Source organism: Flavobacterium sp. KACC 22758 (genome assembly GCF_028736135.1).
Classification (GTDB): Bacteria; Bacteroidota; Bacteroidia; order Flavobacteriales; family Flavobacteriaceae; genus Flavobacterium; species Flavobacterium johnsoniae.
Map to the genome: position 1 here is coordinate 2,275,084 of NZ_CP117878.1, position 23,525 is coordinate 2,298,608.

23 protein-coding genes and 2 pseudogenes are annotated in these 23,525 nt (G+C 33.0%); 20 read left to right on the forward strand and 5 right to left on the reverse strand.

What is annotated here, in order from left to right:
• The first annotated feature begins 25 nt into the window (after nucleotides 1–25).
• From PQ462_RS09790 to PQ462_RS09850, 14 genes and pseudogenes are all read left to right on the forward strand, one after another.
• Nucleotides 26–640, forward strand: coding sequence for an NADAR family protein (locus PQ462_RS09790; protein WP_274253313.1), 615 nt, complete (start codon nucleotides 26–28; stop codon nucleotides 638–640).
• 447 nt (nucleotides 641–1,087) lie between these two features.
• Nucleotides 1,088–1,720, forward strand: coding sequence for a hypothetical protein (locus PQ462_RS09795; RefSeq protein WP_274253314.1), 633 nt, complete (start codon nucleotides 1,088–1,090; stop codon nucleotides 1,718–1,720).
• A complete protein-coding gene (locus tag PQ462_RS09800) occupies nucleotides 1,717–2,160 on the forward strand; it encodes a hypothetical protein (RefSeq protein ID WP_274253315.1) in 444 nt (147 codons plus the stop codon). The genes PQ462_RS09795 and PQ462_RS09800 overlap by 4 nt, the downstream gene beginning before the upstream one ends.
• 65 nt (nucleotides 2,161–2,225) lie before the next feature.
• Nucleotides 2,226–2,795 carry a hypothetical protein gene (locus PQ462_RS09805; RefSeq protein WP_274253316.1) on the forward strand — a complete coding sequence of 190 codons (570 nt, stop codon included), beginning with the start codon at nucleotides 2,226–2,228 and terminating at the stop codon, nucleotides 2,793–2,795.
• A 9-nt stretch (nucleotides 2,796–2,804) separates the two neighbouring features.
• Complete coding sequence (locus PQ462_RS09810) at nucleotides 2,805–3,188, forward strand: hypothetical protein (RefSeq protein ID WP_274253317.1); 384 nt, start codon at nucleotides 2,805–2,807, stop codon at nucleotides 3,186–3,188.
• Nucleotides 3,189–3,467: 279 nt separating this feature from the next.
• Complete coding sequence (locus tag PQ462_RS09815) at nucleotides 3,468–4,292, forward strand: hypothetical protein (RefSeq protein WP_274253318.1); 825 nt, start codon at nucleotides 3,468–3,470, stop codon at nucleotides 4,290–4,292.
• 43 nt (nucleotides 4,293–4,335) lie between these two features.
• On the forward strand, nucleotides 4,336–5,136 hold the full coding sequence (locus PQ462_RS09820) for a phospholipase D-like domain-containing protein (protein WP_274253319.1): 801 nt from the start codon (nucleotides 4,336–4,338) through the stop codon (nucleotides 5,134–5,136).
• Between the two features lie 591 nt (nucleotides 5,137–5,727).
• Nucleotides 5,728–6,618: pseudogene (locus PQ462_RS09825) on the forward strand (RHS repeat-associated core domain-containing protein); the annotation flags it as partial.
• A gap of 4 nt (nucleotides 6,619–6,622) precedes the next feature.
• Entirely contained in the window at nucleotides 6,623–7,033 is a 411-nt protein-coding gene (locus PQ462_RS09830) for a hypothetical protein (protein WP_274253320.1), read from the forward strand.
• 208 nt (nucleotides 7,034–7,241) lie between these two features.
• Complete coding sequence (locus tag PQ462_RS09835) at nucleotides 7,242–7,901, forward strand: IS1 family transposase (RefSeq protein WP_274253321.1); 660 nt, start codon at nucleotides 7,242–7,244, stop codon at nucleotides 7,899–7,901.
• 107 nt (nucleotides 7,902–8,008) lie between these two features.
• Entirely contained in the window at nucleotides 8,009–8,887 is an 879-nt protein-coding gene (locus tag PQ462_RS09840; protein WP_274253322.1) for an RHS repeat-associated core domain-containing protein, read from the forward strand.
• An 18-nt stretch (nucleotides 8,888–8,905) separates the two neighbouring features.
• Nucleotides 8,906–9,310 carry a hypothetical protein gene (locus PQ462_RS09845; RefSeq protein WP_274253323.1) on the forward strand — a complete coding sequence of 135 codons (405 nt, stop codon included), beginning with the start codon at nucleotides 8,906–8,908 and terminating at the stop codon, nucleotides 9,308–9,310.
• 248 nt (nucleotides 9,311–9,558) lie between these two features.
• A pseudogene (locus PQ462_RS24035) lies at nucleotides 9,559–9,783 on the forward strand (IS1/IS1595 family N-terminal zinc-binding domain-containing protein); the annotation flags it as partial.
• Nucleotides 9,784–9,935: 152 nt separating this feature from the next.
• On the forward strand, nucleotides 9,936–10,541 hold the full coding sequence (locus tag PQ462_RS09850) for a 5'-methylthioadenosine/S-adenosylhomocysteine nucleosidase family protein (protein ID WP_274253324.1): 606 nt from the start codon (nucleotides 9,936–9,938) through the stop codon (nucleotides 10,539–10,541).
• Between the two features lie 102 nt (nucleotides 10,542–10,643).
• Here PQ462_RS09850 and PQ462_RS09855 read toward each other — a convergent pair whose 3' ends face one another.
• From PQ462_RS09855 to PQ462_RS09870, 4 genes are all read right to left on the reverse strand, one after another.
• The gene (locus tag PQ462_RS09855) at nucleotides 10,644–12,098 is read right to left on the reverse strand and encodes a TolC family protein (protein ID WP_274253325.1); all 1,455 of its coding nucleotides are present in this window, start codon (nucleotides 12,096–12,098) and stop codon (nucleotides 10,644–10,646) included.
• A 3-nt stretch (nucleotides 12,099–12,101) separates the two neighbouring features.
• Nucleotides 12,102–15,218, reverse strand: coding sequence for an efflux RND transporter permease subunit (locus tag PQ462_RS09860; RefSeq protein ID WP_012025224.1), 3,117 nt, complete (start codon nucleotides 15,216–15,218; stop codon nucleotides 12,102–12,104).
• A gap of 26 nt (nucleotides 15,219–15,244) precedes the next feature.
• On the reverse strand, nucleotides 15,245–16,351 hold the full coding sequence (locus tag PQ462_RS09865) for an efflux RND transporter periplasmic adaptor subunit (RefSeq protein ID WP_012025223.1): 1,107 nt from the start codon (nucleotides 16,349–16,351) through the stop codon (nucleotides 15,245–15,247).
• 242 nt (nucleotides 16,352–16,593) lie between these two features.
• Entirely contained in the window at nucleotides 16,594–16,953 is a 360-nt protein-coding gene (locus PQ462_RS09870) for a hypothetical protein (protein ID WP_012025222.1), read from the reverse strand.
• A 188-nt stretch (nucleotides 16,954–17,141) separates the two neighbouring features.
• Between PQ462_RS09870 and PQ462_RS09875 the strand changes: the two genes are divergently transcribed.
• The gene (locus PQ462_RS09875) at nucleotides 17,142–17,732 is read left to right on the forward strand and encodes a Crp/Fnr family transcriptional regulator (protein ID WP_073409453.1); all 591 of its coding nucleotides are present in this window, start codon (nucleotides 17,142–17,144) and stop codon (nucleotides 17,730–17,732) included.
• A 73-nt stretch (nucleotides 17,733–17,805) separates the two neighbouring features.
• Nucleotides 17,806–18,504, forward strand: coding sequence for a CPBP family intramembrane glutamic endopeptidase (locus PQ462_RS09880; protein WP_149207563.1), 699 nt, complete (start codon nucleotides 17,806–17,808; stop codon nucleotides 18,502–18,504).
• A 135-nt stretch (nucleotides 18,505–18,639) separates the two neighbouring features.
• On the opposite strand, the gene PQ462_RS09885 is transcribed toward PQ462_RS09880, so the two are convergent.
• Entirely contained in the window at nucleotides 18,640–19,008 is a 369-nt protein-coding gene (locus tag PQ462_RS09885) for a hypothetical protein (RefSeq protein ID WP_121361442.1), read from the reverse strand.
• A gap of 284 nt (nucleotides 19,009–19,292) precedes the next feature.
• On the opposite strand from PQ462_RS09885, the gene PQ462_RS09890 reads away from it, so the two are divergent.
• The 4 genes from PQ462_RS09890 (at nucleotide 19,293) to PQ462_RS09905 (ending at nucleotide 23,521) form a co-directional block, all read left to right on the forward strand.
• Nucleotides 19,293–19,544, forward strand: a complete 252-nt coding sequence (locus PQ462_RS09890; protein ID WP_012025219.1) for a hypothetical protein — start codon at nucleotides 19,293–19,295, stop codon at nucleotides 19,542–19,544.
• A gap of 632 nt (nucleotides 19,545–20,176) precedes the next feature.
• Nucleotides 20,177–21,010, forward strand: coding sequence for a universal stress protein (locus PQ462_RS09895; RefSeq protein ID WP_274253326.1), 834 nt, complete (start codon nucleotides 20,177–20,179; stop codon nucleotides 21,008–21,010).
• A 170-nt stretch (nucleotides 21,011–21,180) separates the two neighbouring features.
• Nucleotides 21,181–22,227 (forward strand): beta-ketoacyl-ACP synthase III, encoded by a 1,047-nt coding sequence (locus tag PQ462_RS09900; protein ID WP_012025217.1) that lies wholly within the window; start codon nucleotides 21,181–21,183, stop codon nucleotides 22,225–22,227.
• A 199-nt stretch (nucleotides 22,228–22,426) separates the two neighbouring features.
• Complete coding sequence (locus PQ462_RS09905; protein ID WP_274253327.1) at nucleotides 22,427–23,521, forward strand: sensor histidine kinase; 1,095 nt, start codon at nucleotides 22,427–22,429, stop codon at nucleotides 23,519–23,521.
• Nucleotides 23,522–23,525 lie beyond the last annotated feature (4 nt).

Consider the following 23,525-nt stretch of genomic DNA (forward strand, 5'->3'; position numbering starts at 1 on the left):
TAATAAAATTGTTTTAATTTGTATTATGAAAATTAGTGAAAGAATATACGACAAGAATGAAGTAATTACTTTTAGTAAAACTACTGGCAGATTTGGAGGTCTTTCGAATATGGCTCCTGGCTATTCTTTATTTGTCAATGAAACTAATATTGCAAATTCTGAAATTCTATATCAGGCATGCAGGTTTCCCTTATTTCCCATGATTCAGGAAGAAATCATTTCCCAGACGAATCCAATGGATGCTAAAGAGATAAGTAGAAAGTATAATCAATTTACCAGACAGGATTGGGAGACCGTAAAGTTTGATGTAATGCGCTGGTGTTTACAGATAAAACTTATACAGAATTTCGATAAATTTTCTGAGGTTCTCTTAAGTACAGGAAACAGTACGATTGTTGAGTTTTCAACTAAAGACAATACATGGGGAGCAATGCCTGTAAATAAAGATGAGCTAAAAGGAAAGAATGCATTAGGTAGATTATTGATGGAAATAAGAGAAGTGAATCTAAAAAATTCACAAGACTTAGATCATGTAAAACCATTAAGTATCCCTGCATTTTTACTTTTTGACAACCCGATAGATAAAGCATATAAACCAGAATTTGTCATACATGACTTAGACGATATCTACGCCTATTAAATGAAAAGAATGAAATAAATAAAATTAAAGCCCTCATTAATGAGGGCTTTTTCATTTTAAAGAAATATTATTTTACGATTTATTAGGAAAGTAATTAAAGTAAATATATTTTCGTGAGAGAAAAAGTATTATTTTTCTTAATGTAATTATGAGTAGAAAATGACAAGAATTTGTTTTTACGATAATACAAAGTCAGTAACCTTAATGTTGATATTAAAAAGTAATTTGTAAAATGGTTAATCTTGAATTTTTAATGTGGAATTTAAAAGGTAAGGGTAATAAAATGCTTGGGGCATTGACTGAATTATATACTGAAAGAAAGCCTGACTTTTTACTATTAATTGAAAGTTCTATTAACGATTCACATATCGTTAAGTTAAGCAGTAATAGCCTTAGATCGGTTATGTTAGATGATAAAAAAGTATACGTTTATATGTTTCTAAAAATGTGGATGTAAATGTTGTCAACGATCAAGAATTAGAAGAGTTTGCCACTGCAGGGAGGAGAAGACAGATAAAAGAGAGACTTATTTTTTTTAAATTAAAACTAAAAAAAACTACTATACTGCTGGTTGGAATTCATTTTCCAAGTAAATATAATCATACAGTAAATGCCCAGCAACAGATTATAAAACGTTGGAAGCAATGGATTGAAGAGCAGGAAACTATATTAAAAACGGATAAAACGATTTTATTTGGTGATTTTAATTTAAATCCGCAGGAAATTTCATTGTACAGTCATGAGGGATTGTCAGCTCATCCAACAATAAACAGTTTAACTAAAGTTAAAACAAAATATTATAACCCCATGTGGTCAACGATGGGAGACTTTATTTATAAAACAAATAAATCAAAAGTTCCCGGAACATATTTTAGAGATATTGGAGAGGATAATGTGGATGAGATTCACTGGAATGTGTTAGATGGTTTATTAATGAAGAATTCTTTAGTTAAAAATTTTTCTAAAAAAGATTTGGAGATTATAACAAATACTGCTAATCACCAATTTTATAACAATAATAAAATTGATTCTGTCGGATATTCAGATCATCTGCCTATTAAATTTAAATTTAAAATATGAGTCCTATAAGAAATATTTGGAATGAAGCTAATGTTGACTTCAATAAAGGTGAAAATGTAACTCCCTTAGATATACTTCGAAAACAGTCTGACGCATTAAACAAGGATACTGATAAAACAAATATTTACAGTATGATAATGTCATTCAGTATAAAGAAAAATAATGTAGTAGACAAAGTTAAACATGTGTTGTATATTTTTCCAAAAAACGGGAATGACTATAATTATAAGTTGATTGAGATATCAAGTAATCCAGAAAATGATTATCCTCTACAAGTTTATGCCTATCAAAGCGGAAATATAAATTTCGGTAAATGTAAAACGGAAGAAGAATTCTATGAGACATTATCTAAAATATTCACTGATCCAAGATTGAAAATTGTATTTGAACAGTTAAGAAATATAGGAGACACTATTGAAAGCTTTAAGCAAGAGGAATGATTAATAAAAAAAGAAATTGCAATATTTCTTGAATGAAAAAAATGTCAAGTAAAAAATATAATGATATGAAAGATGATCCCAATGTTGTTTATTTAAAACATATCGGTGAGTTTGAGGAAGCAGATTTAGATGAAATTTCAAAAAAATTATCGATTGCTGATTTTGAATTAGATGTATATAATGGTGGAGGAAAAGTTACTGCCAGTTTAGAAGATTTTAGTTTTATTTCTTTTCTTGCTTTAAATTCTCCCATTATGATAGAATTTCTAAAGGGAGTTGGAACTAATGCTGGATGGGATGTAATGAAGCAAGTTATAATTTTAGCGAGAAGTAAAGTTTTAGGTAAAAAATACCATAAATTAACATCAACTACCAGAGAAGAAAAAGAAATTACTTTTGGGTTGAAGATAAAACTTGATAAAAATTCTAAGTTTGATTTTGAGCTGAAAGGGAATTTAAGTGATGAAGTAATTGGAGAATCTTTGGATAAAGCATTAGATTTTCTGAAAGCACAGATGAAGAATACTGAATATAAGCATCCTCCATATTTAAGGTATTCTACAGAAGAAAAAAAATGGATTACTGTAGATGTATTGGAAGAAATTAGAAAAAAACACAAAAAACAAAACTTATAAAAAAAGATTATGGCTATTTACGGAGTTGGTGCATATTATGACAAAGATGTGAGTGGAGATTTTATATCACAGAATTTAGTAGGCGTTGGATGGGACGATAAAGATGCTCCAGAATTAAAAGAGTATTTTACATCTTTAAAAACTGGAGATATTGTATATATCAAAGCAACCTTTGGACAAAATGACATTACTGTTAAAGCGATTGGAGTAATAAAAGACAATATAATTATCCGAAACAATGGGCTTGTATCAACAGGAAGAAATGTTAAGTGGATTTCTACAGACAAATTTATAATAGCTAGACCAAAAGAAAAAAATAATGTGCGTGCCAATACAGTTTATGAAGAATTTCATCCCGAGGTTCTAGATCAGATTATTTCTCGAATTAATTAAAACTAAGCATAATTACGAAAGAAACCTGCTATGAAAAAAGCAGGTTTTTCTATTTGTAATGTTTAGGATTTGTACTTGATTAATAATATTTTCGTTAACACAATTTTTTCTTTAAACATAGATTTTACGGGGGTATATTTTTCTCTGAAAAAAGGTTTACTCTTTGTAAGTTACTTTGCAATATATTCAAAGAATATTTTGAACAAAAAATATCTATGAAATAGAAAGATGCAAAAAAAAGAATTCGTTTTTAACCAATAACATAAAAAAAAATATTTAATGAAATTTACCGCGTACATAAATGAAACAGATAAAAAGCAACTTGAATTTGAGGTTTTATCTCAAGAATTTTATGCGTTTCTAACTCGTTTTTTGATGCATTGGACTGAAGAACCAGAATTTGCAGAATCCATCATACACAGAAAGAATGTTATTATCAATCTTTCAAATACAATACTAGGGATAAGTATTTATCCTCTTCAGCCAGATGATGATGGAGGTTTCCATGATGGTGAATATGCTTGGCACGACAGTAATTTATTTCTCGCACTCCGCAGACTTAATACTATTCAATTTATTGAATTTGCAGGAGATTTAATTGAAAAAGAAATTTTTGATATAGATTTTTTAAATGGAACTCTTAAAAAGGAAAATGCAACTTTTGTTTTTGTGAAAACATCTCATGAATTGAAGGTAAAAGTGTACTCAATTAGTGAGATTGATGAAGAGACTTTTGATACAGAACATCCAAATATTAGGTTGCTTGTTTTAAGAATGGAATCTGCTTTACAAAGCGGTGATTTTTCAAATTTATTACATGCAAGTGCTAGTATTTTTGAAACTATGGCTAAGTATGTCATCAATACAGAAGCAGTTCAAAACGAAACATTAGGAAGAATTTTTAATATGTATAGAATCGACTCGAAATTACCAGATTCCATTTTGGACTTTATCCTGGATACTTATAAAAAGAGAAATACCACTCCTTTAGCAGGTCATGGCAGTTTAAATGTGCCAAACATAACGATTCAAGAGGCTACCGTCTTATGTGAAATGACGAAAGCATTTGTAAAAATAGAATCTAAATTGCAGAGAGAAATTTAAAAAATATTTATACAATTGTTTTACTTAATCTTATCTTTTAAGCATGAAATTAACAGCTTATTCAATTCAAAAACTAAAAGAAATTATTTCAGGAGATCTAGGTTTAACACCATATCAGAGCGGAAGTAATTTAGTTGCTTTGTTTAATTCGTTTGGGAGTCGGGAAGTTTATAATGGATCATTACCTGATGGGCTAAGCCGTAATAAATATGCTGAGAAAAAACTTTTAGAAATTAATGAAACAGATAATTTGACCAAGATTATTGAATTCATTGTTTCACCCGCATATTTTAACGGATCTGAGCTTGATGCAAAAGAAGCAGTACATTTCATTAATCAGATAATTAATGAAGAAAAATATAATTTATCATTAATTGGAGGTGCATATCAGGTAACAGGTAATATTGCTGAAGTAAAGCAGGAAGTTAAAAACCAAGTTCATTTTGAACACATTCAGAAACAAATATTAGCTGAATTAGATAAAGCAAGGTTTACAATATGGATTGCCGTAGCTTGGTTTACAGATCCTGTACTATTTAGTAAGCTCATCGAAAAAAAGAAGCAGGGATTGAATGTGCAGATACTTATCATAAATGATGATATAAATTCTCGCAGTGGAATTGATTTTGAAAGCCATTTTCAAATAATAAGGTTAAAGCCAACGGGATATTTTGGAAATATTACTCATCATAAATTTTGCGTAATAGATTTAGAGAGAGTAATTAATGGTTCTTATAACTGGACTGTGAAAGCGCAATATAATGATGAGAACATTACAATAATGGAAGATCGTAGGATTGCTCAGGAATTTGCAGAGAAATTTTTGGCTATAAAAACAGAATAATTCTAAATATAATTATTACATAATAAATCTTTCAAGCCTTTTTGAACTGATATTCATAGATTTTGATGAAAAAAATATTTGGTAGATTACTAAAAAAGGGAGATGTTTTTTTTAGAATTTTGTTTTCTATTAGTTTGATTTTCTGTTGTATAATGTTTCTTCATCCAAAAACAATAAAAACGTTTAGAGAGTTTGGCATATTTGTTTGGGTTATTATACCTGTAATGATCTATTGCTGTACTATATTTTTAGCCTGTTGCATAAGTTTTTTTATTCTAATTCTTTCGCACTTCTACTTAGAAATTAAAAAATCAATAACTAATCACGAATATGTAGCAATAGTTGCCACTTTATTTGGAGCTGTTATCTTTTTTCTTATGATTTTTCCCATTCTTAAAATAGCTTTTTATGTATTTGTATATTTTATATTTGGAATCAAATTTAAAAACATGTAAGAGAAAACAATAGAGATTTTAGGTAAATGAGAGCTTGTTTATTTATTAAATTAGCTTCGTAAATACGTTCTTTATATAGAGTTTTGCAAGGGAGTTTTTTTCTTTTAAAAAAAAGTTTGCAGACCCTTATAAGTATAAGTACAATGGAAAGGAGCTTCAAGATGAGCTGGGGCTTAACATGACAGCAATGGATTACCGTCAATATGATAATGCTTTGGGTAGATTTGTTGGGATAGATAGACTTGCAGAATTTGCTCCATCAATAACTCCATATAGATTTGGCTTTGACAACCCAATTATGTATACAGACCCAACAGGTCTCTTTGAAACAAGAAAGGAAGCAAGAGCTTATAGGCGTGAACATAATATTAGAGGTTCAATTAGTAAAAATGATGATGGTTCTTTTGCAATAAATGACAAAAAAAATCATGTAAGTTATACTAAAGGAGAGGAAGGTTCTAATGAAAAATTTAGTAATGATGGAGTTCAAGAATCAGCATTAGTATCAGCTCCAGAGCCAAGTAACACAATGTCAACGATTGGACAAGTTAATGCGATTGCGGGATATGGTGCAACAGGTATTGAACAAATAAATGGTTCTTTTCGAATTACCAATGGCGTTTATAATGGAAGTCAACTTAGTTTAAAATATTACCAAAGTGCATGGGCTGGAGGAAGTCGTGCTAGTATTACAACATACAATTTTGGTAAAATTGGTAAAGGTATTGGACAAATTGGATTTGGAATCGGTGTGGCGAGTGATATCTATGGAGTTACTCAATGGGCAAAAAATCCAAAATCGCCAAATGCTGTGCATCCTGCTAAAGCAAGTCTTAATACAGGTATGGGAGCATGGGGATTGATGGGAGGTCCTCCTGGAGTAATTGCTTCAGCGGTCTACACTGGTATTGACGTCTTTTATCCAGGTGGATTTGAAGGAGCTTCAAATACAGTAAAAAGGACGGAAGACCAAGAAATGAAAATGACAGGACATTCACTTTTAAATGGCTCTGCTTTAAAATTTTAAAAATATGTTATTAAAAAAAGCTTATTATTATTTTTATTACAAGATGTATAAATTAATTAATTATACATCAGAAAAGTCAGGAGGTAAATTTTTAACTGATTTTAAAACCACCTTAGCAATAATTGCTTTAGAACTTTGGTTAGTAGCTTCTCTACTTAATTATTATAATATTTTTATTGATAGTAGTCTAGATTTTTCTAAAGTTACCTATGTAGTTATTGCTGTAGTTATTGCATTATTTAATTATTTAATTTTCACAAATAATGTTTCTTGGAAAAAGTTCAATAATCAATTTGAGGAACTTCCAGCAACAGTAAATAAAAAAGGTAGTTTCATATTTTTCGGAATAGTATTATTCATTATTTGCAATTTTATTTTTTCAATTTATTTATTGTATTTGGAAAATAGAGGATAATTATTGGTAATGTTACAGATTAGGTGTTTTTAGGTAGTGTTTCAGATTAGGTGTTTTGATAATATATCCATGTAACTAACTGAAAAAGAATATTACAATTAAATTATTGAATAGAAAAAGAGACGACCATCAGGTCGTCTCTTTCATTTTTTGTCTTTTAATAATCCTTAAAATGCTTTTAGCTTACCTTAGTGTTTCAAATTAGGTCATGAAAATAAAATGTAATTTTTGCAATGGTAAATGCATAAAAAATGGATTACAATCTAACGGAAATCAGCGTTATAAATGTTGTGTTTGTAAAAAAAGACAGCAGATTGAATATAGCTACAACGCTTACAAAAAGGATATCAATCAGGAAATAGTGCTGTTCACCAGAGAAGGATTAGGAATAAGAAGCACGGCAAGAATATTGAAAATATCAGCTACAACATTACTAAAAAGAATTGTTTCAATTGCCAGAAACATTACCAAGCCAATTATCAGCAAAGGTAAAACTTATGAAGTCGATGAACTTTGCACTTATATCAGACACAAGAAAAATTATATCTGGCTGGTTTATGCATTGGAAAAGAATTCTAGAACTGTTGTAAGTTTTAATGTAGGCAAACGAACTAATAAAACTCTGAATCGCGTTTTGGAAACTTTGAAATTGGCAGAAGCAAAAAAGATATTTACGGACAGACTTAAAAACTACAGATATCTGATTGACGAGAAGCTGCATTCTGTAAAGCGTTTTGGAACAAACCATATTGAAAGAAAGAATTTGACGCTCAGAACCCATCTAAAAAGACTCAACAGACGTACAATCTGTTTTAGCAGAAGTTTGGCTGTTTTTAATGCTGTTTTAAAGATTTATTTTTGGATTTAAGCAGTAAAACAGTAAGTTTATCCTGCAAAATAATGTTCTTAAAATTATTGTATTTAATAGGTAAAAACTTGTAAAAATAGTCGCAAACCCTTATAAGTATAAGTACAATGGCAAGGAACTTCAAGACGAGCTGGGGGCTTGGGATGTACGCAATGGACATGCGACAATATGATCCTGCAATTGGAAGGTGGGTTGTTCAAGATCCAGTAGTACATTTGAGTGTATCCCCATATGTTGCTTTTGATAACAATCCTGCTATTTTTTCTGACCCAAGTGGAGCAGATTCTGTATATAACAGCAATACAGGTAAATATGTAATTAATGGTAATGAAGTTTCATTTGAAGATGCTTTGTCCTACGTTAATTCTGGAGGAAATAGTGATGGTCAAAATAATAATGAAATTGATCCGGGAAGAAGAGGAGCGAGACAAAGAGATAGAAATCGTAGCAGGGCAGGTAGCGGTAGTATTCTTTTTGATGCTCGAGGGCAAGAATTGTTAAGTCATTGGTTGTCTGGATCTGGAAGAGACTTGGTTTTAGACAATGAGGCGTGGCAAGATTATATGAAGGAAAATGAGATACTGAATGATGAGATAATAAGGAATGCTTTCGAAATTGCTAGCGGAATGTCTATTGATAAAAAGAAAAAAACATTTGTCGAATCAGGAAATTATCATGTTGACATTGAAGATGGTTACTTTACAGGTTATCAAATGTTACATGGTACAAATTTTTTTAGTTACGGAGTTGTTGGGAAATATGATAAAAAGACTGACAGCTATACCTTTAACTTTAATTTAAAATGGTTTGATACAATTGACCCAAATCATAGTTATCCTTTGGATTCAGCGCTTAATAATGCTTTAAATAAAGTGTACTCTCCAGTAGATTATAATGTAGCAATAAAATGGAAACAAACAATAACTGTGTCGGGTGCAGATATAAAAAATGGCAATGTTACTGGAACAATAGTTACAGGACAATAATCTTAAAAAACGTAGGAAATGAAAAAATTACTGTTAGTATTATTAGTTTTTATATGCTCATGCTGTAAAAATGATAATGACCGATTTATAAAAAATAATGAGTTTATATCTGAGCCTGGAAATTATTATCACAAAACAATAAAAATAATTGTTAAAGAATTTAAAGATGGAAGCTTAATTTACGGAATTGCTGATCTAAAGAATAATATTATCTATCAACAAGAAATTAACCATAGTTTTAGCAACAATAGCAGATGGGTTTTATATATTGATAAAAATGATAATATTTGGTTTCATACGTCAGATCTTCAGTTAACAAGTGTATTACTTAAAGGAAACCGTAAAGATGAATATGTATATAAAAGAATTAATGATAATAATACTGTCCCTATTCCAAATGAATTTAAATTAAAGCTTAAATAAACTTTAGATAGAGAGCGTATAATGTAGATACTAAAAAGGATGAGCATTGTTTGTCCTTTTTTTTGATCGATATAGTTTCGAAATTCAATCTCCATTTTCCATTTTATTTGGTAATGTATCAGATGTGTTGGTGGTTAATTATTGCATTTAACATTTACAGAAAACCAGATATTTATATTAATATCGCATAAAAATTAAAACAGCCTTTGGGCTGTTTTTTTATTTTATAATGCCTTAAATCGAAAAAAATGAGCTTAAACCAGACTAGGTGTTACAGATGTGTTGGTGATATTCAAAAGATGATAAAATATGGAAAAACAAAGTCTGGCAGCCAAAGATATATTTGCATAACATGCGGAAAAACCAGAGTTGGAAATTATGTTTATCGAGCATATAGAAATGATACAAATCAGAAGATTATTCAATTAATCAAACAAGGTCTAGGAATAAGAAGTACGGCAAGAATATTGAAAAGGCTCAACTGCAGTACAATCTTCTTCAGTAAAAGTTTAGTGATTTTTATGGCTGTTTTAAAGATTTACTTTTGGATTTGAGTTGTAAAAGGGTAAAATTATAAGTAGATAATCCCCGATATTTGCATCATAAAAAAACACTTCTAATTTTTATGATAAAAATTAACGAAAAACATACATACCCATTCAAAGAAGTTCTTTTCACTTTTGCATTAGCTTCTGAAGCTGCAGAAGTTTTTAAAGACCATACAGCGCTTATAACCGGAATTGGAAAAGTCAATGCTGCTTACGAATTAACGAAAGCCATACAAGTACATAAACCTTCATTAATTGTCAATCTTGGTTCGGCGGGAAGTACACGCTTTAAAAAAGGCGACGTGGTTTGCTGTACCAAATTTGTTCAGAGAGATATGGACGTACGCGGATTGGGTTTTGAATTGTATGAAACGCCGTTATCTGGTTTACCGCCTGTTTTAGAATACGGTTTAGAAATGGAGGATCTCCCAATAGGAATCTGCGGTACGGGAGATAGTTTTGAAATGAAACATTCTGAAACAATTTATGATGTTGTAGATATGGAGTCGTATGCATTGGCTATGATTGCCATGAAAGAGAATATTCCGTTTTTATGTTTAAAATATATATCTGACGGAGCCGATGATAATGCTGCTGAAGACTGGACTGTTCAGGTTCACAAAGCGGCTGTTGCGTATGGCAGTATTTTGAAATTGAATGTAAACGAGCTATCTTCAAAATAACTCTTAAAAATAAAAAAATCCCATCCGTTAAAACGGGTGGGATTTATAACTGCAGTTTTTAAGTACTAATTCAAAAGTTTACGACCAGTAGCTGCTTCAAGATTAGTTAATTCCTCCTCCTAAAGCCTTGTACAATAAAACCTGTGACTCTGCATTTTTTAATTGAATGTCGACAAAGTCAAGTTCGGCCTGCAGTTTGTTTTTTTGGGCATTAATAATTTCCAGATAATTGGCATAACCGCTCAAATACAAATCATTTGAAACGTTTACAGCAATTTCCAGATGTTCAATTTCCTTCGATTTATATTTCAAAACATCAACAAAAGATTCTGTCCTGTGCAGTAAAGCACTCAGCTCATTGTAAGCTGTTGTAATTGTATTTTGATATTGCAGAAACGAAATCTGCTGTCTTTTATTAGATACAAAAAATTCCTGTTTTATTTGTCCCTTATTAAAAACCGGAGCCGTTAATCCGCCAAGCAACTGCCAGGCAAACGATCCGTTATCAAAAAAAGTTGAAAAAGAAAACGAGTTAAATCCGGCATAACCTCCCAAGTTTAAAGTCGGGAAAAAGGCAGCACGTGCAGCCTTAGCATCGGCATTTGAGGCACGAAGTTCATGATACGCTTCAGATACATCGGGTCTTTTATGAATAATCGAATCTACGCTTATTTTTTGATTTAACACCTCAAGATGACCAGAAAGAAAATCAGAACTTCTGTCGATTTTTCCGCCATATTCTCCTAAAAGATTTAATAAAGCTTTTTCAGTTTGATCAATGCTTAAATTCAATTGCTCGGCTTCGGCTAAAATATTATTATTCTGTGCATTAAACTGCTGTACAGCCAATTCGGTTGCCTTTCCCACAGATCGTTGTGCCGAAATAATATCAAGCGCCTTTTGCTGTGTTTTAAGGTTTTTATCGTAAATCTCGGCCTGTTTGTCTAAAGCAATCAGTTTATAATACAAATCAGCTATATCGCTTAACAATCGGGTTTGCAGTAAACGCATTCCTTCCTGAGAAGCAAAGAAACGTTCACGAGCCGCTTTTTTTCGATTGCTCAGTTTTCCCCAAATATCAGCTTCCCACGAAACTTTCCCGCCTAAAAATAGGTTAGGGGTTACATCTTCGTTTATCCTTTGCTTTTCATTAATATTTTGCGAAAAATTGGTATCAAAATTCCCTACACCGTCCATAGTGTATTTTCCATAATGCGTTCCGGAAGCATCAGCCACAAAATCCAAAGAAGGAAGAAGCCCCAGTTTTGCCGCTTTTAAATGCGAATTGGCAATTAAAATTCTTTCCTGCATAATTAAATAGTCAGGATTTTGGGCAATGGCTTTCTTTAAAAGGTTTTCCAGTTTAGCATCTTTAAAATACGTTTCTGTTTTTAGCGGAATAAAATCCTGCAGACTGTCTTCTGCTTTTTTTCTTTTCAAATCAAAATTTTCAGGCAGTTGTTTTGCTGCGAAATTATTGTTGATTTTAGGAGCAGAGCAGGCTGTAAGCAGTAAAACGCCTCCGAAGATTATATATCTATTTATTTCTTGTTTCATGTTTTAATTTTTATTCATTGCTTTTTCTAATTTGGCAAACAGGATATAAAGTCCCGGAATGATTACAAGTCCGAAAACAGTTCCTATAAGCATTCCTCCGGCCGCGGCAGTACCAATTGAACGGTTTCCAACTGCTCCGGCTCCGGTGGCAATACACAACGGAATCAATCCTGAAATAAAAGCAAAAGATGTCATAAGAATAGGTCTGAAACGAAGTCTCGCACCTTCTATCGCTGCTTCGGTAATGTCTCGTCCTAACTTGTTTTGTGCCATCGCAAACTCTACAATCAAAATGGCATTTTTGGCGAGCAGACCAATCAGCATGACGAGTGCGACCTGTGCGTAAATATTGTTGTCTAAACCAACCATTAAAAGAGCAAGGTAAGAACCAAAAACTCCAACCGGCAGACTTAATAATACCGGAAACGGAAGCAGTAAACTTTCGTACTGTGCCGCAAGCAGTAAATACACAAACAGAATACACAAAGCAAAAATGTAAATAGTCTGATTTCCGGAGAGAATTTCTTCACGCGTCATTCCCGACCATTCCAGTTCAAATCGGCTAGGGAGTTTTTCTTCGGCAATTCTTTCAACAGCAGCAATAGCTTCTCCAGAACTGTAGCCTTCTGCCGGTTCTCCGTTAATCATAGCCGACATATACATATTGTATCGTGTTAAAACTTCTGGTCCATAAACACGTTCTAATTTGATAAAAGTCGAAAACGGTACCATTTCGCCTGCATCATTTTTTAAATACATATCCAGAATACTTTCGGGATTTTTTCTAAACTGCGGACTTGCCTGAACCATTACTTTATACATTTGAGAAAAACGAATAAAGTTGGTTGCATAAAACGAACCTAACATGGTTTGTAAAGTTGCCATGGCATTGTCTACAGAAATTCCTTTTTTGGCCGCAAGATCATAATCAATATGAATTAAATACTGCGGAAAAGTAGCATCAAAACTGGTAAAAGAGTTTTGTATTTCGGGAGAAGCATTAAGTTCTTTAATAAAGTTTTTAGTTACTTCATCGGTATTATTAATAGTTCCGCCGGATTTATCGAGTAAACGAAGTTCAAAACCACTCGTATTACCAAATCCGGGAACTGTTGGCGGTGCAAAAATTTCAATTTGTGCATCTGTAATGCCTCTTGTTTTCTCAGTTAGTTTGGCGATAAATTCGTTTACCGAAATATCACGTTCTTTCCAGTCCTTCAAGTTGATCATTCCCATTCCGTAAGAAGCTCCGGCGATTTCAGTTACAATACTGTATCCCGCAAGTGTAGTTACGTTGTCAACACCATTAATTTCTTTAGCAAGACGCGTTACTTCGTCTAATGCCTTTTCAGTACGTTCTACCGTTGCTCCCTGAGGCGTAGTTACGTTTACATATACCATTCCCTGATCTTCAGACGGAATAAATCCGGAAGGAAGAAACTTGCTCGTTCCCCACGTAAATAAGCAGAATAAAACCAATAATCCAACCGTAATCGAAGTACGATCGGCAAATTTTACTAATACTTTAATGTATTTAGAAGTTACATTATCAAACCATTTATTGAATCGGTGGAAAAATTTATCCAGTAAAGATTTTTTTTCTTTGCTCGGATCATGTGCTTTCAGCATGATCGCACATAAAGCAGGAGTAAGCGTAAGGGCGTTGATTCCCGAAATTACAATACTAATTGCCATGGTTAACGAGAATTGTCTGTAGAAAACCCCAACCGGACCGCTCAAAAATGCAACAGGAATAAATACAGCTGCCATAACAATAGTAATGGCAATTACAGCTCCGGTAATTTCTTTCATCGCGCTGATTGTGGCGGGCAGAGGTTCCATGTGTTCTTCGGAAATTTTTACGTGAACGGCCTCGACGACGACAATTGCGTTATCAACCACAATTCCGATAGAAAGAACCAAAGCAAAAAGCGTTAACAGGTTGATCGAGAATCCCATCATCGACATAAATGTAAACGAACCAATTAAGGCAACAGGAACGGCTAAAACCGGAATTAAAGTCGAACGCCAGTCTTGCAGGAAGATAAAAACCACAAATGCAACCAGAATAAAAGCTTCGATCAGCGTTCTTAAAACCTCGTCGATAGAAGCGTCAAGAAAACGCGAAACATCATACGCAATGTTGTAATCCATTCCCGGAGGAAAAGAAGTTCCTTTTAGTTCTGCCATTTTTTCTTTTACACTGGCAATAACTTCTGATGCATTAGAACCCGGACGCTGTTTCAACATAATGGATGCCGAAGGTTTTCCATCGGTTTTAGAAACCATTCCGTAACTCATCGAACCAAATTCAATGTTCGAAATATCTTTTAAACGCAGAATAGTTCCGTCTGGATTGGCTCTCAGCGGAATTTCCTCATACTGTTTCGGTTCAAAGAATTTTCCGCCGTACTTAATTACATATTGTAACTGATTATCAAGCTGTCCGGATCCTTCACCTACTTTACCCGGAGCGGCAGAAATGTTTTGTTTTTGAAGGGAATTGATGACTTCATTTGCCGATATATTATATGAAAGCATTTTTTGCGGATCCAGCCAGACACGCATCGAATATTCTTTCTGACCCATAATTTCAGCTCGGCCGACACCATCAATACGTTTTAATTCCTGAAGAATATTAATATCCGTAAAGTTAAAGATAAACTGTTCATCCTGAGTTTTATCTGTACTTGTAATATTCAGGTACATCAGCATACTGTTTACCTCCTTTTCTGTGGTAACTCCGGCACGAATAACTTCTTCGGGAAGTTCGTCAAGTATTGTTGTTACACGGTTCTGAACGTTTACAGCTGCCAAATCAGGATCGGTTCCTACTTCAAAGAAAACCTGAATCAGTGTTAAACCGTCGTTTGAAGTTACAGTAGACATATACGTCATTCCCGGAACACCGTTTATGGCTCGTTCTAACGGAAGCGCTACGGCATTGGCAGAAACCTCTGCATTAGCTCCGGTATATTTTGCCGTAACCGTTACAGACGGAGGCACAATATCCGGAAATTGTGTAATAGGAAGCTGGAACAAAGCCAGTAATCCTAAAAGTACTATCATAACCGAGATGATTAATGATAATATTTTTCTTTTGATAAACATTTCTATCATTTCGAAATCTTTTTAATAATGTATAATTACAGGCTTACGTTCTGGGTTTCTTTAATATTGATTTTATCGCCGTCACGTAAAGACTGAATGCCTTCCTGAACAATTAAATCGTTGTTTTTTAAACCTTTGTTTAGAATGTATACATCATCAAGAGTACTTCCAATAGTAACGTTGGTCATTTTTACTTTGCCTTCCTTATTTACCAGAAATACGAATTGTTTGTCCTGAATAGAAAAAACTGCTTTTTGCGGAATTATAATCGCATTGGTTTTGGGTTCTGAAATAATAAGTTTTCCAGATGTTCCGTGTTTGATAAATCCCTGTGGATTTTCAAATTTTGCTTTATATTGAATAGAACCGGTTTGTCGGTCGATATCTCCGTCGGCGGTTCTAAGTTCTCCTTTTTGGTTATAGACAATTCCGTTTGGCAGAACCAGTTGAATATCTTCATGAGTATTCAGGCTTTTGTCTGTCATCATCTGGAAATAAATATTTTCAGGAATTGAGAAATAAGCATAAATATAATCGAGCTGTGAAACGTTGGTTAAAAGAGAACCGTTTTCTACCAGACTTCCTTCTTTAAACGGAATTCGGTCAACCGTTCCGTCAAATGGAGCACGGATTGTGGTAAAACTAATCTGCTGATTGATCGCTTTTCTTTCTGCAGATGCGTGAGCCACTTTAGCAGAAGCCGCATCATGTTTTGCTTTAGATAATTCTAATTCCTTATCGGCAATTACTTTTTTATTAAAAAGGGTCTGGGCTTGTTCCAGTTCAACGGTTGCGATTCTTAAATCGGCCATACTGCTTTTATAAACAGCTTCGGCTTTTAAAAGTTGTATTTGAAGTTCTACATCACTTATTTTAAACAGGACTTGTCCTTTTTTTACTTTTTGTCCTTCGCTTACATATACTTTATCGAGTAATCCGGGAATACGAGCGTGAATTTCGACATTGTTTTTGGCGTGCACATCGGCAACAAATCGGTTAGAAACCACGGTATCTCTCAAAGTTACCTTATAAACGGGCAGTGTTTTGATTTTATCTGAATTTTTTTTGGCTTTATCACCGCACGAGACCAGAACGAACAGTGATAAAATAGAGATGAAAAATGAATTGTTTTTAATGCTCATGATTAATTTGTTATAATAATAAATAAATAGATTCTCTCCCTTATAGACAGCCTACAGGGAGTTTTTAATTGGGTTTAGAAAATAAATGGAAATGCTGCGAATACTGTCTTTTCAGACTGTTTCGAGCGGGTTAATATTTTTACAAATAGAAAACACGCTTCTTTGTGTTTGGTTAGGAACACAAAAAATTACTGCAGCTGAAAAACTGCATTTTTGTAAAAATAAAAACGGGGTTCTAAAAACTAGAATAATTGATACAGGTGCAGGTAAGTGTGACGCTGAATTTGGTATATAGAAGCGATTCCATAAAATAAGCTTCTTTTGTAATTTCTGAATTTAATCAGATTGCTGTAATAAGGCGGTCTTAAGGTACTGCTGTCCAGAGTCGTTGCTCTAAACTTCATCTTCTTTTTTACAACATAATGAATCTGGATTTCTTTGTTGTGCATATCCGTAGATGAAAACTGCGGAATATCTGACGTAGTAAGTTCGCAGAGATTTTTGCACACGTCTTGTTCAGCATGATATTTATTAGATTCCGTACTCTTAATAAAGAGAAGCAGGAATAATAAAATTATACAAGTGAACTTAGTGTTTTTCATCGACTGAATTCGAAGATTATAAATTTGTTTTGTTTAAAAAGGGCTCATAATTGATGGCCAAAGATAGTCATTTGTGAAGTATGGATTTCTTAATTTTTTCAAAAAAAGATGAAGAAAAAAAGGCTTTTTAAAGATTTTACTAAAATTTGTTTTGTAATTTGGTTTTTGTAAATCGAAATTTCTAAACCATGCCCCAAAATCCTTCTCCAGAAGATGTAAAAAAGATTTTTGATTCATATTACGCCTCAGATACCAATATCTGGGACGGATTTTCTAATAAGATAGAAGTCAGAAGATTTAAAAAATCTCAGATTATAAAGGAATACAATCAGGTCGAAAAGTTTTTGAATATAATAATTAAAGGTTCTGCCGGATTGTTTGTGTGGGACGGGAACAGGGATATCTGCATTAACCTGCTTTATGAAAGGTCTTTTATAAGTGATTATCTTTCTTTTTTAAATCAAAAACCTTCTGTTATTAAAGTTGAAGCTTTGGAAGATCTTACTTTATGGTCAATTCATCATGAAGACCTAAAAGAACTTTACAGTCGGTCTCAAGCTGGTTTGAGGGTAGGAAAAGCAGTTTCAGAAATGCTGTACATACAAAAACAACAGCAGCAAATTGATCTTTTAACGCTTACGCCACAGGATCGTTATTTAAAACTGATAGAATCCAGACCAGAAATTTTTCAGCGCACTCCTTTAAAGATAATTGCCTCGTATTTAGGATTAACAGCAGAAAGTTTAAGCCGCATTCGAAAAAGAATTACTGAGAAGTAATTTCTTACCCAAAGTCAATTTTATTTTTGTTTCCTATTACTAAGTTTGTCTCAACCTAATCAAAAGATAACTTATGAAACCAAAAATTAACTACGGAGCAATTGCAGTTTTTTACATCATCGCTGTTATATGCAGATTTATAGCTGTTAAAACAGATTTATTTAAGGGAGTTGAACATAATGATTATGTATTTATTTTAATTCGAGGTCTGGGGCCGGCTCTGGGAGCTTTTGCCGCAATAAAATTATTCTCACTTCAAAATCCAATGTCTTTAAAAGGAATATACAGCAATTATATTCTGCCTTTTGTTGTCTTTTGGCTGCTTCCTGCGCTTTCTATTACAACCTTATATTATTTTATATACGGAAAGTTCCCAATTGTATTTGCTTTTACCGTTTTAGTTTATGGACTTTTAGAAGAAATTGGCTGGAGAGGATTTTTGCAGGAACAATTAAAAGGGCTTCCAAAGTTTACTTCAATTGCTATTATTGCTATTCTTTGGTTTGTATGGCATTTAAATCTTGATATGACAACTTCAAACCTAATTTTTCTTGGGGTTATTTTCTTCGGAACCTGGGGAATTGGTAAGATATATTCTAAAACAGGTTCACTTCTTGCCGTTGCGGGAGTTCATTCGCTGAACAATTTCTTTGTAAAAGGAGTTCACGAACAAGAATTAATGGTAATTCTGGCTCTTTTGGTAATCTGGATAGGATTCGTAATTGTTTACGACAGAAAATTTAATAAAACCAAACTAGCTTTAAATAACTAAATACTGCCATTTTAATATTTTACATTGTATAAAATAGCTCCAGCGGAGCAAAATATGTAGCTAGGTGTGAATAAATTATGCTATACATATTTTGCTCCGCTGGAGCTTTTTTTTGAGAAGTGTAAATGACGTTCATTAATCGATTTTATATCCATCATCAGAAAAGCTTTCGATCTCGCGGTCATTTTCATCATAATCTTCAACCAGATCATCGTCGAGATCGCTTTCATCTAAATCGTCGTCTTCGTCCCAGTCATCTTCTTCCAGACCATCTTCTTCCAGACCGTCTTCGTCATATTCCGGTTCGATTTCATCATCTTCATCTCTGTCAAGCGCATTCGAGAATTCGTTATCCAGATAATTCTGATCCTGATTTAATAATTTTTCCTGTTCTAAATTTTCGTCGCCCATATGTTCCTGTTGATATTGGTCAACATAACTCTGATTATCATCTGTGAAATTATAATCGTCCTGATTATAAAATCGGTTAGTATCTGCTGTCATATAAAATCTGTTTTAATTGATTTATCGTATATAAGTTTCAATTCAAAAATAATCATATATCTGGCAGGGAGTCTTATAGCATTTTTGGGATTGTTTATTTAATTATAATGATGTTTTAATTAGTAAAGACATAGTTCGATCCTTTATTTTGGGCAGTTTTGAGAAATGTTCATAAGGTGTTGATAAATAATAGGTTGTGGGGTGTGTTAAATTATTTTTTCGAATTACTAATTATTATAAATTTAATAATTGAATGAGAGTTAACTATTTAAAAATATTTACAAATGGAAAGAGCTATAAAACTACAAGTTCGCAAAGAGCTGGACGGCAAGCAGCAGTCAAACATAATTAAACTAAAAGGGACTTTAATATCTAAAGGTTATACCGAAATTATCCACATCAGCGATCAGGATGATGAGTTTCATATTAATTCATTTGAAACTAAAGTTGAAGCCAGTCACGAGGTTAAAGAATTCATTCAGGACTTTATCATAAAAGAAAACCTAACTAACACTATAAGCGTATTGGTGAAATAGACTCTCTTGGTTATCAGGATTTAAAGAAATAATATCTTTTCCTGATAATGCTATATTATATCAGCTTCATTTGTTTAGAGTTTGTACTGTGTTACAAATTCAAATATTTATTCTTTTAGAATTTATCCTATTAAAGGTATCACTGCTTTTAATACTTCAAGCGCATTTCCTTCCTAAAAATATTTCTAACCTGATGATACTTTGTTTATCATCAGGTTTTTTGTGCTTTTATATTTCTTTAAAATAGTTTACAGGCAGTTTTGATGGTGTTATTTGTATAAGAGGAAATAACTTAAATAAGTAAAAAACAGGAAATTAATATAAGTAAAAATACCCGTTTTAGCAGATAAGCCATAAATATTTTTAATTAGTTAGGTTTGATGTGTGAATGAACCTTTTTTGAAAGTTTAAGCAGCATACAATGAAATTACGTCTAATTCCTATTTAAGAATTGATAAATGCAAACTAGAACTAAGAAAAAGATAATATCTGATATTTTTGATTTATTCAGTCATTTTTCGGCTGCTAAATTTTACGGTTGAGACCTAAAAAATGATTATTCAGTAACTTTAAAATAAACTGAAAAGATTAATTGGACATTTTTACAATTAAAATGTTTAATAGATATATTTATGATTCCTCCACTTACTATAATCGCCGCCACAAATTTTTCTTCAATTGCCAACAACGCTGTTACTTATGCCGCTGGACTTGCTAAAGCAACAGGTGCTAAACTTATTTTGTTTAATTCATTTTCTTTGAGCGTTCACAGCGCTAATTCTTTAATTACTGCCGAGTCAATGCAGAAACAAATGGATAAAGCTGCACTGAGACTTCAGACTTTTGGAGCAGAAATCGCTGATTTGTTTAAAATTTCGGTAGAAAGTATCTGCAGTTATTCTTTTCTGGAAGACGAACTTCCTTCGATCATTACACAAACGAATGCTAATCTAGTGGTTATGGGAATGGCAGAACGTTCTCTGGAACAGGATTTAATGGGAAATTCGACTACAGCAGTTATAAAAAACCTGAATATTCCGGTTTTGGCTGTGCCGCAGAATGCACGTTTTCTAAATGCTAAAAAAATCTTGTATGCCTGTGATACGCTGAGTTTATCTTCTATAAAAAGATTTACCTGGATTAGACGCGTGATTGGAAATTTAGGTTCTGAAATTGAATTTTTCAGCGTTGATGAAAAACTGGACGAAATTAAAGAGGAGCAGGGAAAAGTTTTACTGAATTCTTCGATTGAAAAAGAGTTTGAAGACGTAAAATATATTTACAAAAACGTACGTTCAAATGCGGTAATCAATGAGATAAGAAAAGAAATCAAAAATTTTGAAGCCGATATTTTAGTAATGGTTCCTCAAAAATATGGTTTTTGGGATTCATTGGTTCATAAAAGTAAAACCAGAATCATGGCAGCAGGTTTAGATATTCCGTTACTATCTATTCCGAAGAATTAAGGGAAAAAATAAAAACACCTTTAAGATTGTGCGGTAAGATTTTTTGGAAATTTATGCTTTTTTATATTAATTGTTTGTTAATTATTGAAAATCCGACCCTCCAATACGGTGAAAAAAGCTAATTTTCTATTCTGTTTAAAGAAAAATAAAATAACAAAAAAACAACAAAAATGAAGGCAGTGATTACAGCTATCGGCGGTTTTGTACCCACTTCGATCCTTAATAACAAAACAATTTCAGAAACTGTTGAAACTACAGAAGAATGGATTGAAAAAAGAACCGGAATAAAAGAAAGACGAATTGCAGTAGGCAAAGGCACATCTGACCTTGCCAGCGCAGCGATCGAAAATTTAATGAGTAATTACGAGGTTGATCCTTCAGAAATCGATGCCCTTATACTCGCAACTGCAACACCAGATCATCTTTTGGCACCAACAGCAAGTAAAATCTGCGAGTTAAGCGGACTTACTAATGCTTTTGGCTTTGATATGAATGGTGCCTGCAGCGGTTTTTTGTATGCACTTGAAATGGGTGCCACAATGATCGAAAGCGGACGCTATAAAAAGATTATTGTAGTGGGAGCTGATAAAATGAGCTCAATTGTAGATTATGAAGACCGCAATACCTGCATTCTTTTTGGAGACGGAGCAGGCGCGGTGCTTTTGGAAAAAACTGAAACTGAATACGGACTAATGAAAAGCATTTTGCGAACTGACGGAAGCGGTACAGCTTCTTTAGTCGTTCCGGCGGGAGGTTCTAAATTTCCGGCCAGTATGCAGAGCATTGTTCACAAAAAGCATTTTATTAAACAAGACGGATCGTTTGTGTTTAAAAAAGCAGTTGCAGCAATGTCGAGCGTTTCAAGAGATGTTCTATTGAGCAATGGTTTAGATTCTGATGAAATTGACTGGGTAATTCCGCATCAGGCCAACCTGAGAATTATCAATGCCGTGAGCGACAGTTTAAATATTGGATCAGAGAAAGTAAAAGTAAATATTGACCGATACGGCAATACAACATCGGCTACGATTCCGTTATGTTTATGGGATTTTGCAGCAGATTTCGAAGAAGGTCAAAACCTGTTAATTACTACTTTTGGCGCCGGATTCTCTTGGGGTGCAACTTGCTTAAAATGGGGAGTTATGAGAGAAAGAAAATCTCAAAAAGCGGTAAAAAGCAGCAATACATGGGAGGTTTTAGAACCGCAGCTATCGTAAATTTTTAAAAATAAAATAGTTGTAATAAAAAATTAAACACATAGAAACATAGTTTTATTGTTGGTTAAAAAGAATTTAAAAGAAAGCACGCTTTTAGCTATGTTATTGATGCAGGTGAAAAGCCTTTTTTAGATTTCGAAACTATGTTTCTATGTGTTTAAAATAACAAAAAATAAATTATCAATTCTTAAAAAAGTTAATGGGTTCAAGTATTCAAAATAAAATTACAGGAAAGAATTTTTTCTACAAATACTATAGAATTATAGTAATTCCAGTGGTTTTTTTGGTGTATTTGTCATCATACTATCTTTTAAATCCCAACCAGAATTTCGAACAAGATTCCTTAATATCATTCGACAAGTCATTTGACATCTTTATTATTCTGGTATACTGCGGCGTTTTGACAGAATTAAGCCTTTTCGTAGGACGCAGTTTAAACAGATTAATACGCTGGGAACACAACCCCATTTTTAGGGCAATTGCTCAATTTATCTGCCTTATCGCCGGAAATATTCTTTTAAACTTTATTTTCTCCCACTTGTGGAATTACTTATATCCCGAAACCTGTTTAGAAGAAAATGAACTGCTTATTATTTGGCAGTCCAATATCATGGCCGCAATACTATCATTGTTTATCAGCTCTGTACATACCGGAATATTTTTGCTTAACCGCTGGCGCTTAACATCAAACGAAGCGGCCGAACTTAAAATAAAAGCCTCAGAACTTCAGGAAGCCGTAACACGTTCACAGTTAGAATCCTTAAAACTGCAGCTTGATCCGCATTTTATATTCAATAATTTCAGCACCTTAACAGAATTAATTCACGAAGACCAGCAGGCAGCAGCTTCATTTTTAGAAAATATTACCCGCGTTTACCGCTACATGATTTCAAACTTAGATAAGGATATTATCACAGTAAGAGAAGAAATAGAGTTTTTAAATGCTTATTTTTATTTGTTGAAGAAACGTTTAGGCGAAAAAATCCAATTACAGTTAGAAATAGACAGTGACTGCCTTGATATGCATTTACCCCCTTTGTCACTGCAGTTATTGGTCGAAAATGCCGTAAAACACAACATGGCAACTTTATCAAGTCCGTTGATTATTTCGATTTATTCTGAAGAAAAAAATATAATCGTAAAGAATAATTTACAGCCTACATCCGGCAAAACTTTAGTGTCTACAGGCGTAGGACGTAAAAACATTGAGTTTAGATATAAAATTTTATTCAACAAAAAACCTGTTTTTTCACAATCGTTAGAAAGTTTTAGAGTGCGTTTACCATTAATATAGAGAG

Excerpts from the sequence above, each read along its gene's own strand:
- PQ462_RS09790 (WP_274253313.1), top strand. The coding sequence starts at position 26 with ATGAAAATTAGTGAAAGAATATACGACAAGAATGAAGTAATTACTTTT.
- PQ462_RS09800 (WP_274253315.1), top strand. The coding sequence starts at position 1,717 with ATGAGTCCTATAAGAAATATTTGGAATGAAGCTAATGTTGACTTCAAT.
- PQ462_RS09805 (WP_274253316.1), top strand. The coding sequence starts at position 2,226 with ATGAAAGATGATCCCAATGTTGTTTATTTAAAACATATCGGTGAGTTT.
- PQ462_RS09810 (WP_274253317.1), top strand. The coding sequence starts at position 2,805 with ATGGCTATTTACGGAGTTGGTGCATATTATGACAAAGATGTGAGTGGA.
- PQ462_RS09815 (WP_274253318.1), top strand. The coding sequence starts at position 3,468 with ATGAAATTTACCGCGTACATAAATGAAACAGATAAAAAGCAACTTGAA.
- PQ462_RS09820 (WP_274253319.1), top strand. The coding sequence starts at position 4,336 with ATGAAATTAACAGCTTATTCAATTCAAAAACTAAAAGAAATTATTTCA.
- PQ462_RS09830 (WP_274253320.1), top strand. The coding sequence starts at position 6,623 with ATGTTATTAAAAAAAGCTTATTATTATTTTTATTACAAGATGTATAAA.
- PQ462_RS09835 (WP_274253321.1), top strand. The coding sequence starts at position 7,242 with ATGAAAATAAAATGTAATTTTTGCAATGGTAAATGCATAAAAAATGGA.
- PQ462_RS09840 (WP_274253322.1), top strand. The coding sequence starts at position 8,009 with ATGGCAAGGAACTTCAAGACGAGCTGGGGGCTTGGGATGTACGCAATG.
- PQ462_RS09845 (WP_274253323.1), top strand. The coding sequence starts at position 8,906 with ATGAAAAAATTACTGTTAGTATTATTAGTTTTTATATGCTCATGCTGT.
- PQ462_RS09850 (WP_274253324.1), top strand. The coding sequence starts at position 9,936 with ATGATAAAAATTAACGAAAAACATACATACCCATTCAAAGAAGTTCTT.
- PQ462_RS09855 (WP_274253325.1), bottom strand. The coding sequence starts at position 12,098 with ATGAAACAAGAAATAAATAGATATATAATCTTCGGAGGCGTTTTACTG.
- PQ462_RS09860 (WP_012025224.1), bottom strand. The coding sequence starts at position 15,218 with ATGATAGAAATGTTTATCAAAAGAAAAATATTATCATTAATCATCTCG.
- PQ462_RS09865 (WP_012025223.1), bottom strand. The coding sequence starts at position 16,351 with ATGAGCATTAAAAACAATTCATTTTTCATCTCTATTTTATCACTGTTC.
- PQ462_RS09870 (WP_012025222.1), bottom strand. The coding sequence starts at position 16,953 with ATGAAAAACACTAAGTTCACTTGTATAATTTTATTATTCCTGCTTCTC.
- PQ462_RS09875 (WP_073409453.1), top strand. The coding sequence starts at position 17,142 with ATGCCCCAAAATCCTTCTCCAGAAGATGTAAAAAAGATTTTTGATTCA.
- PQ462_RS09880 (WP_149207563.1), top strand. The coding sequence starts at position 17,806 with ATGAAACCAAAAATTAACTACGGAGCAATTGCAGTTTTTTACATCATC.
- PQ462_RS09885 (WP_121361442.1), bottom strand. The coding sequence starts at position 19,008 with ATGACAGCAGATACTAACCGATTTTATAATCAGGACGATTATAATTTC.
- PQ462_RS09890 (WP_012025219.1), top strand. The coding sequence starts at position 19,293 with ATGGAAAGAGCTATAAAACTACAAGTTCGCAAAGAGCTGGACGGCAAG.
- PQ462_RS09895 (WP_274253326.1), top strand. The coding sequence starts at position 20,177 with ATGATTCCTCCACTTACTATAATCGCCGCCACAAATTTTTCTTCAATT.
- PQ462_RS09900 (WP_012025217.1), top strand. The coding sequence starts at position 21,181 with ATGAAGGCAGTGATTACAGCTATCGGCGGTTTTGTACCCACTTCGATC.
- PQ462_RS09905 (WP_274253327.1), top strand. The coding sequence starts at position 22,427 with ATGGGTTCAAGTATTCAAAATAAAATTACAGGAAAGAATTTTTTCTAC.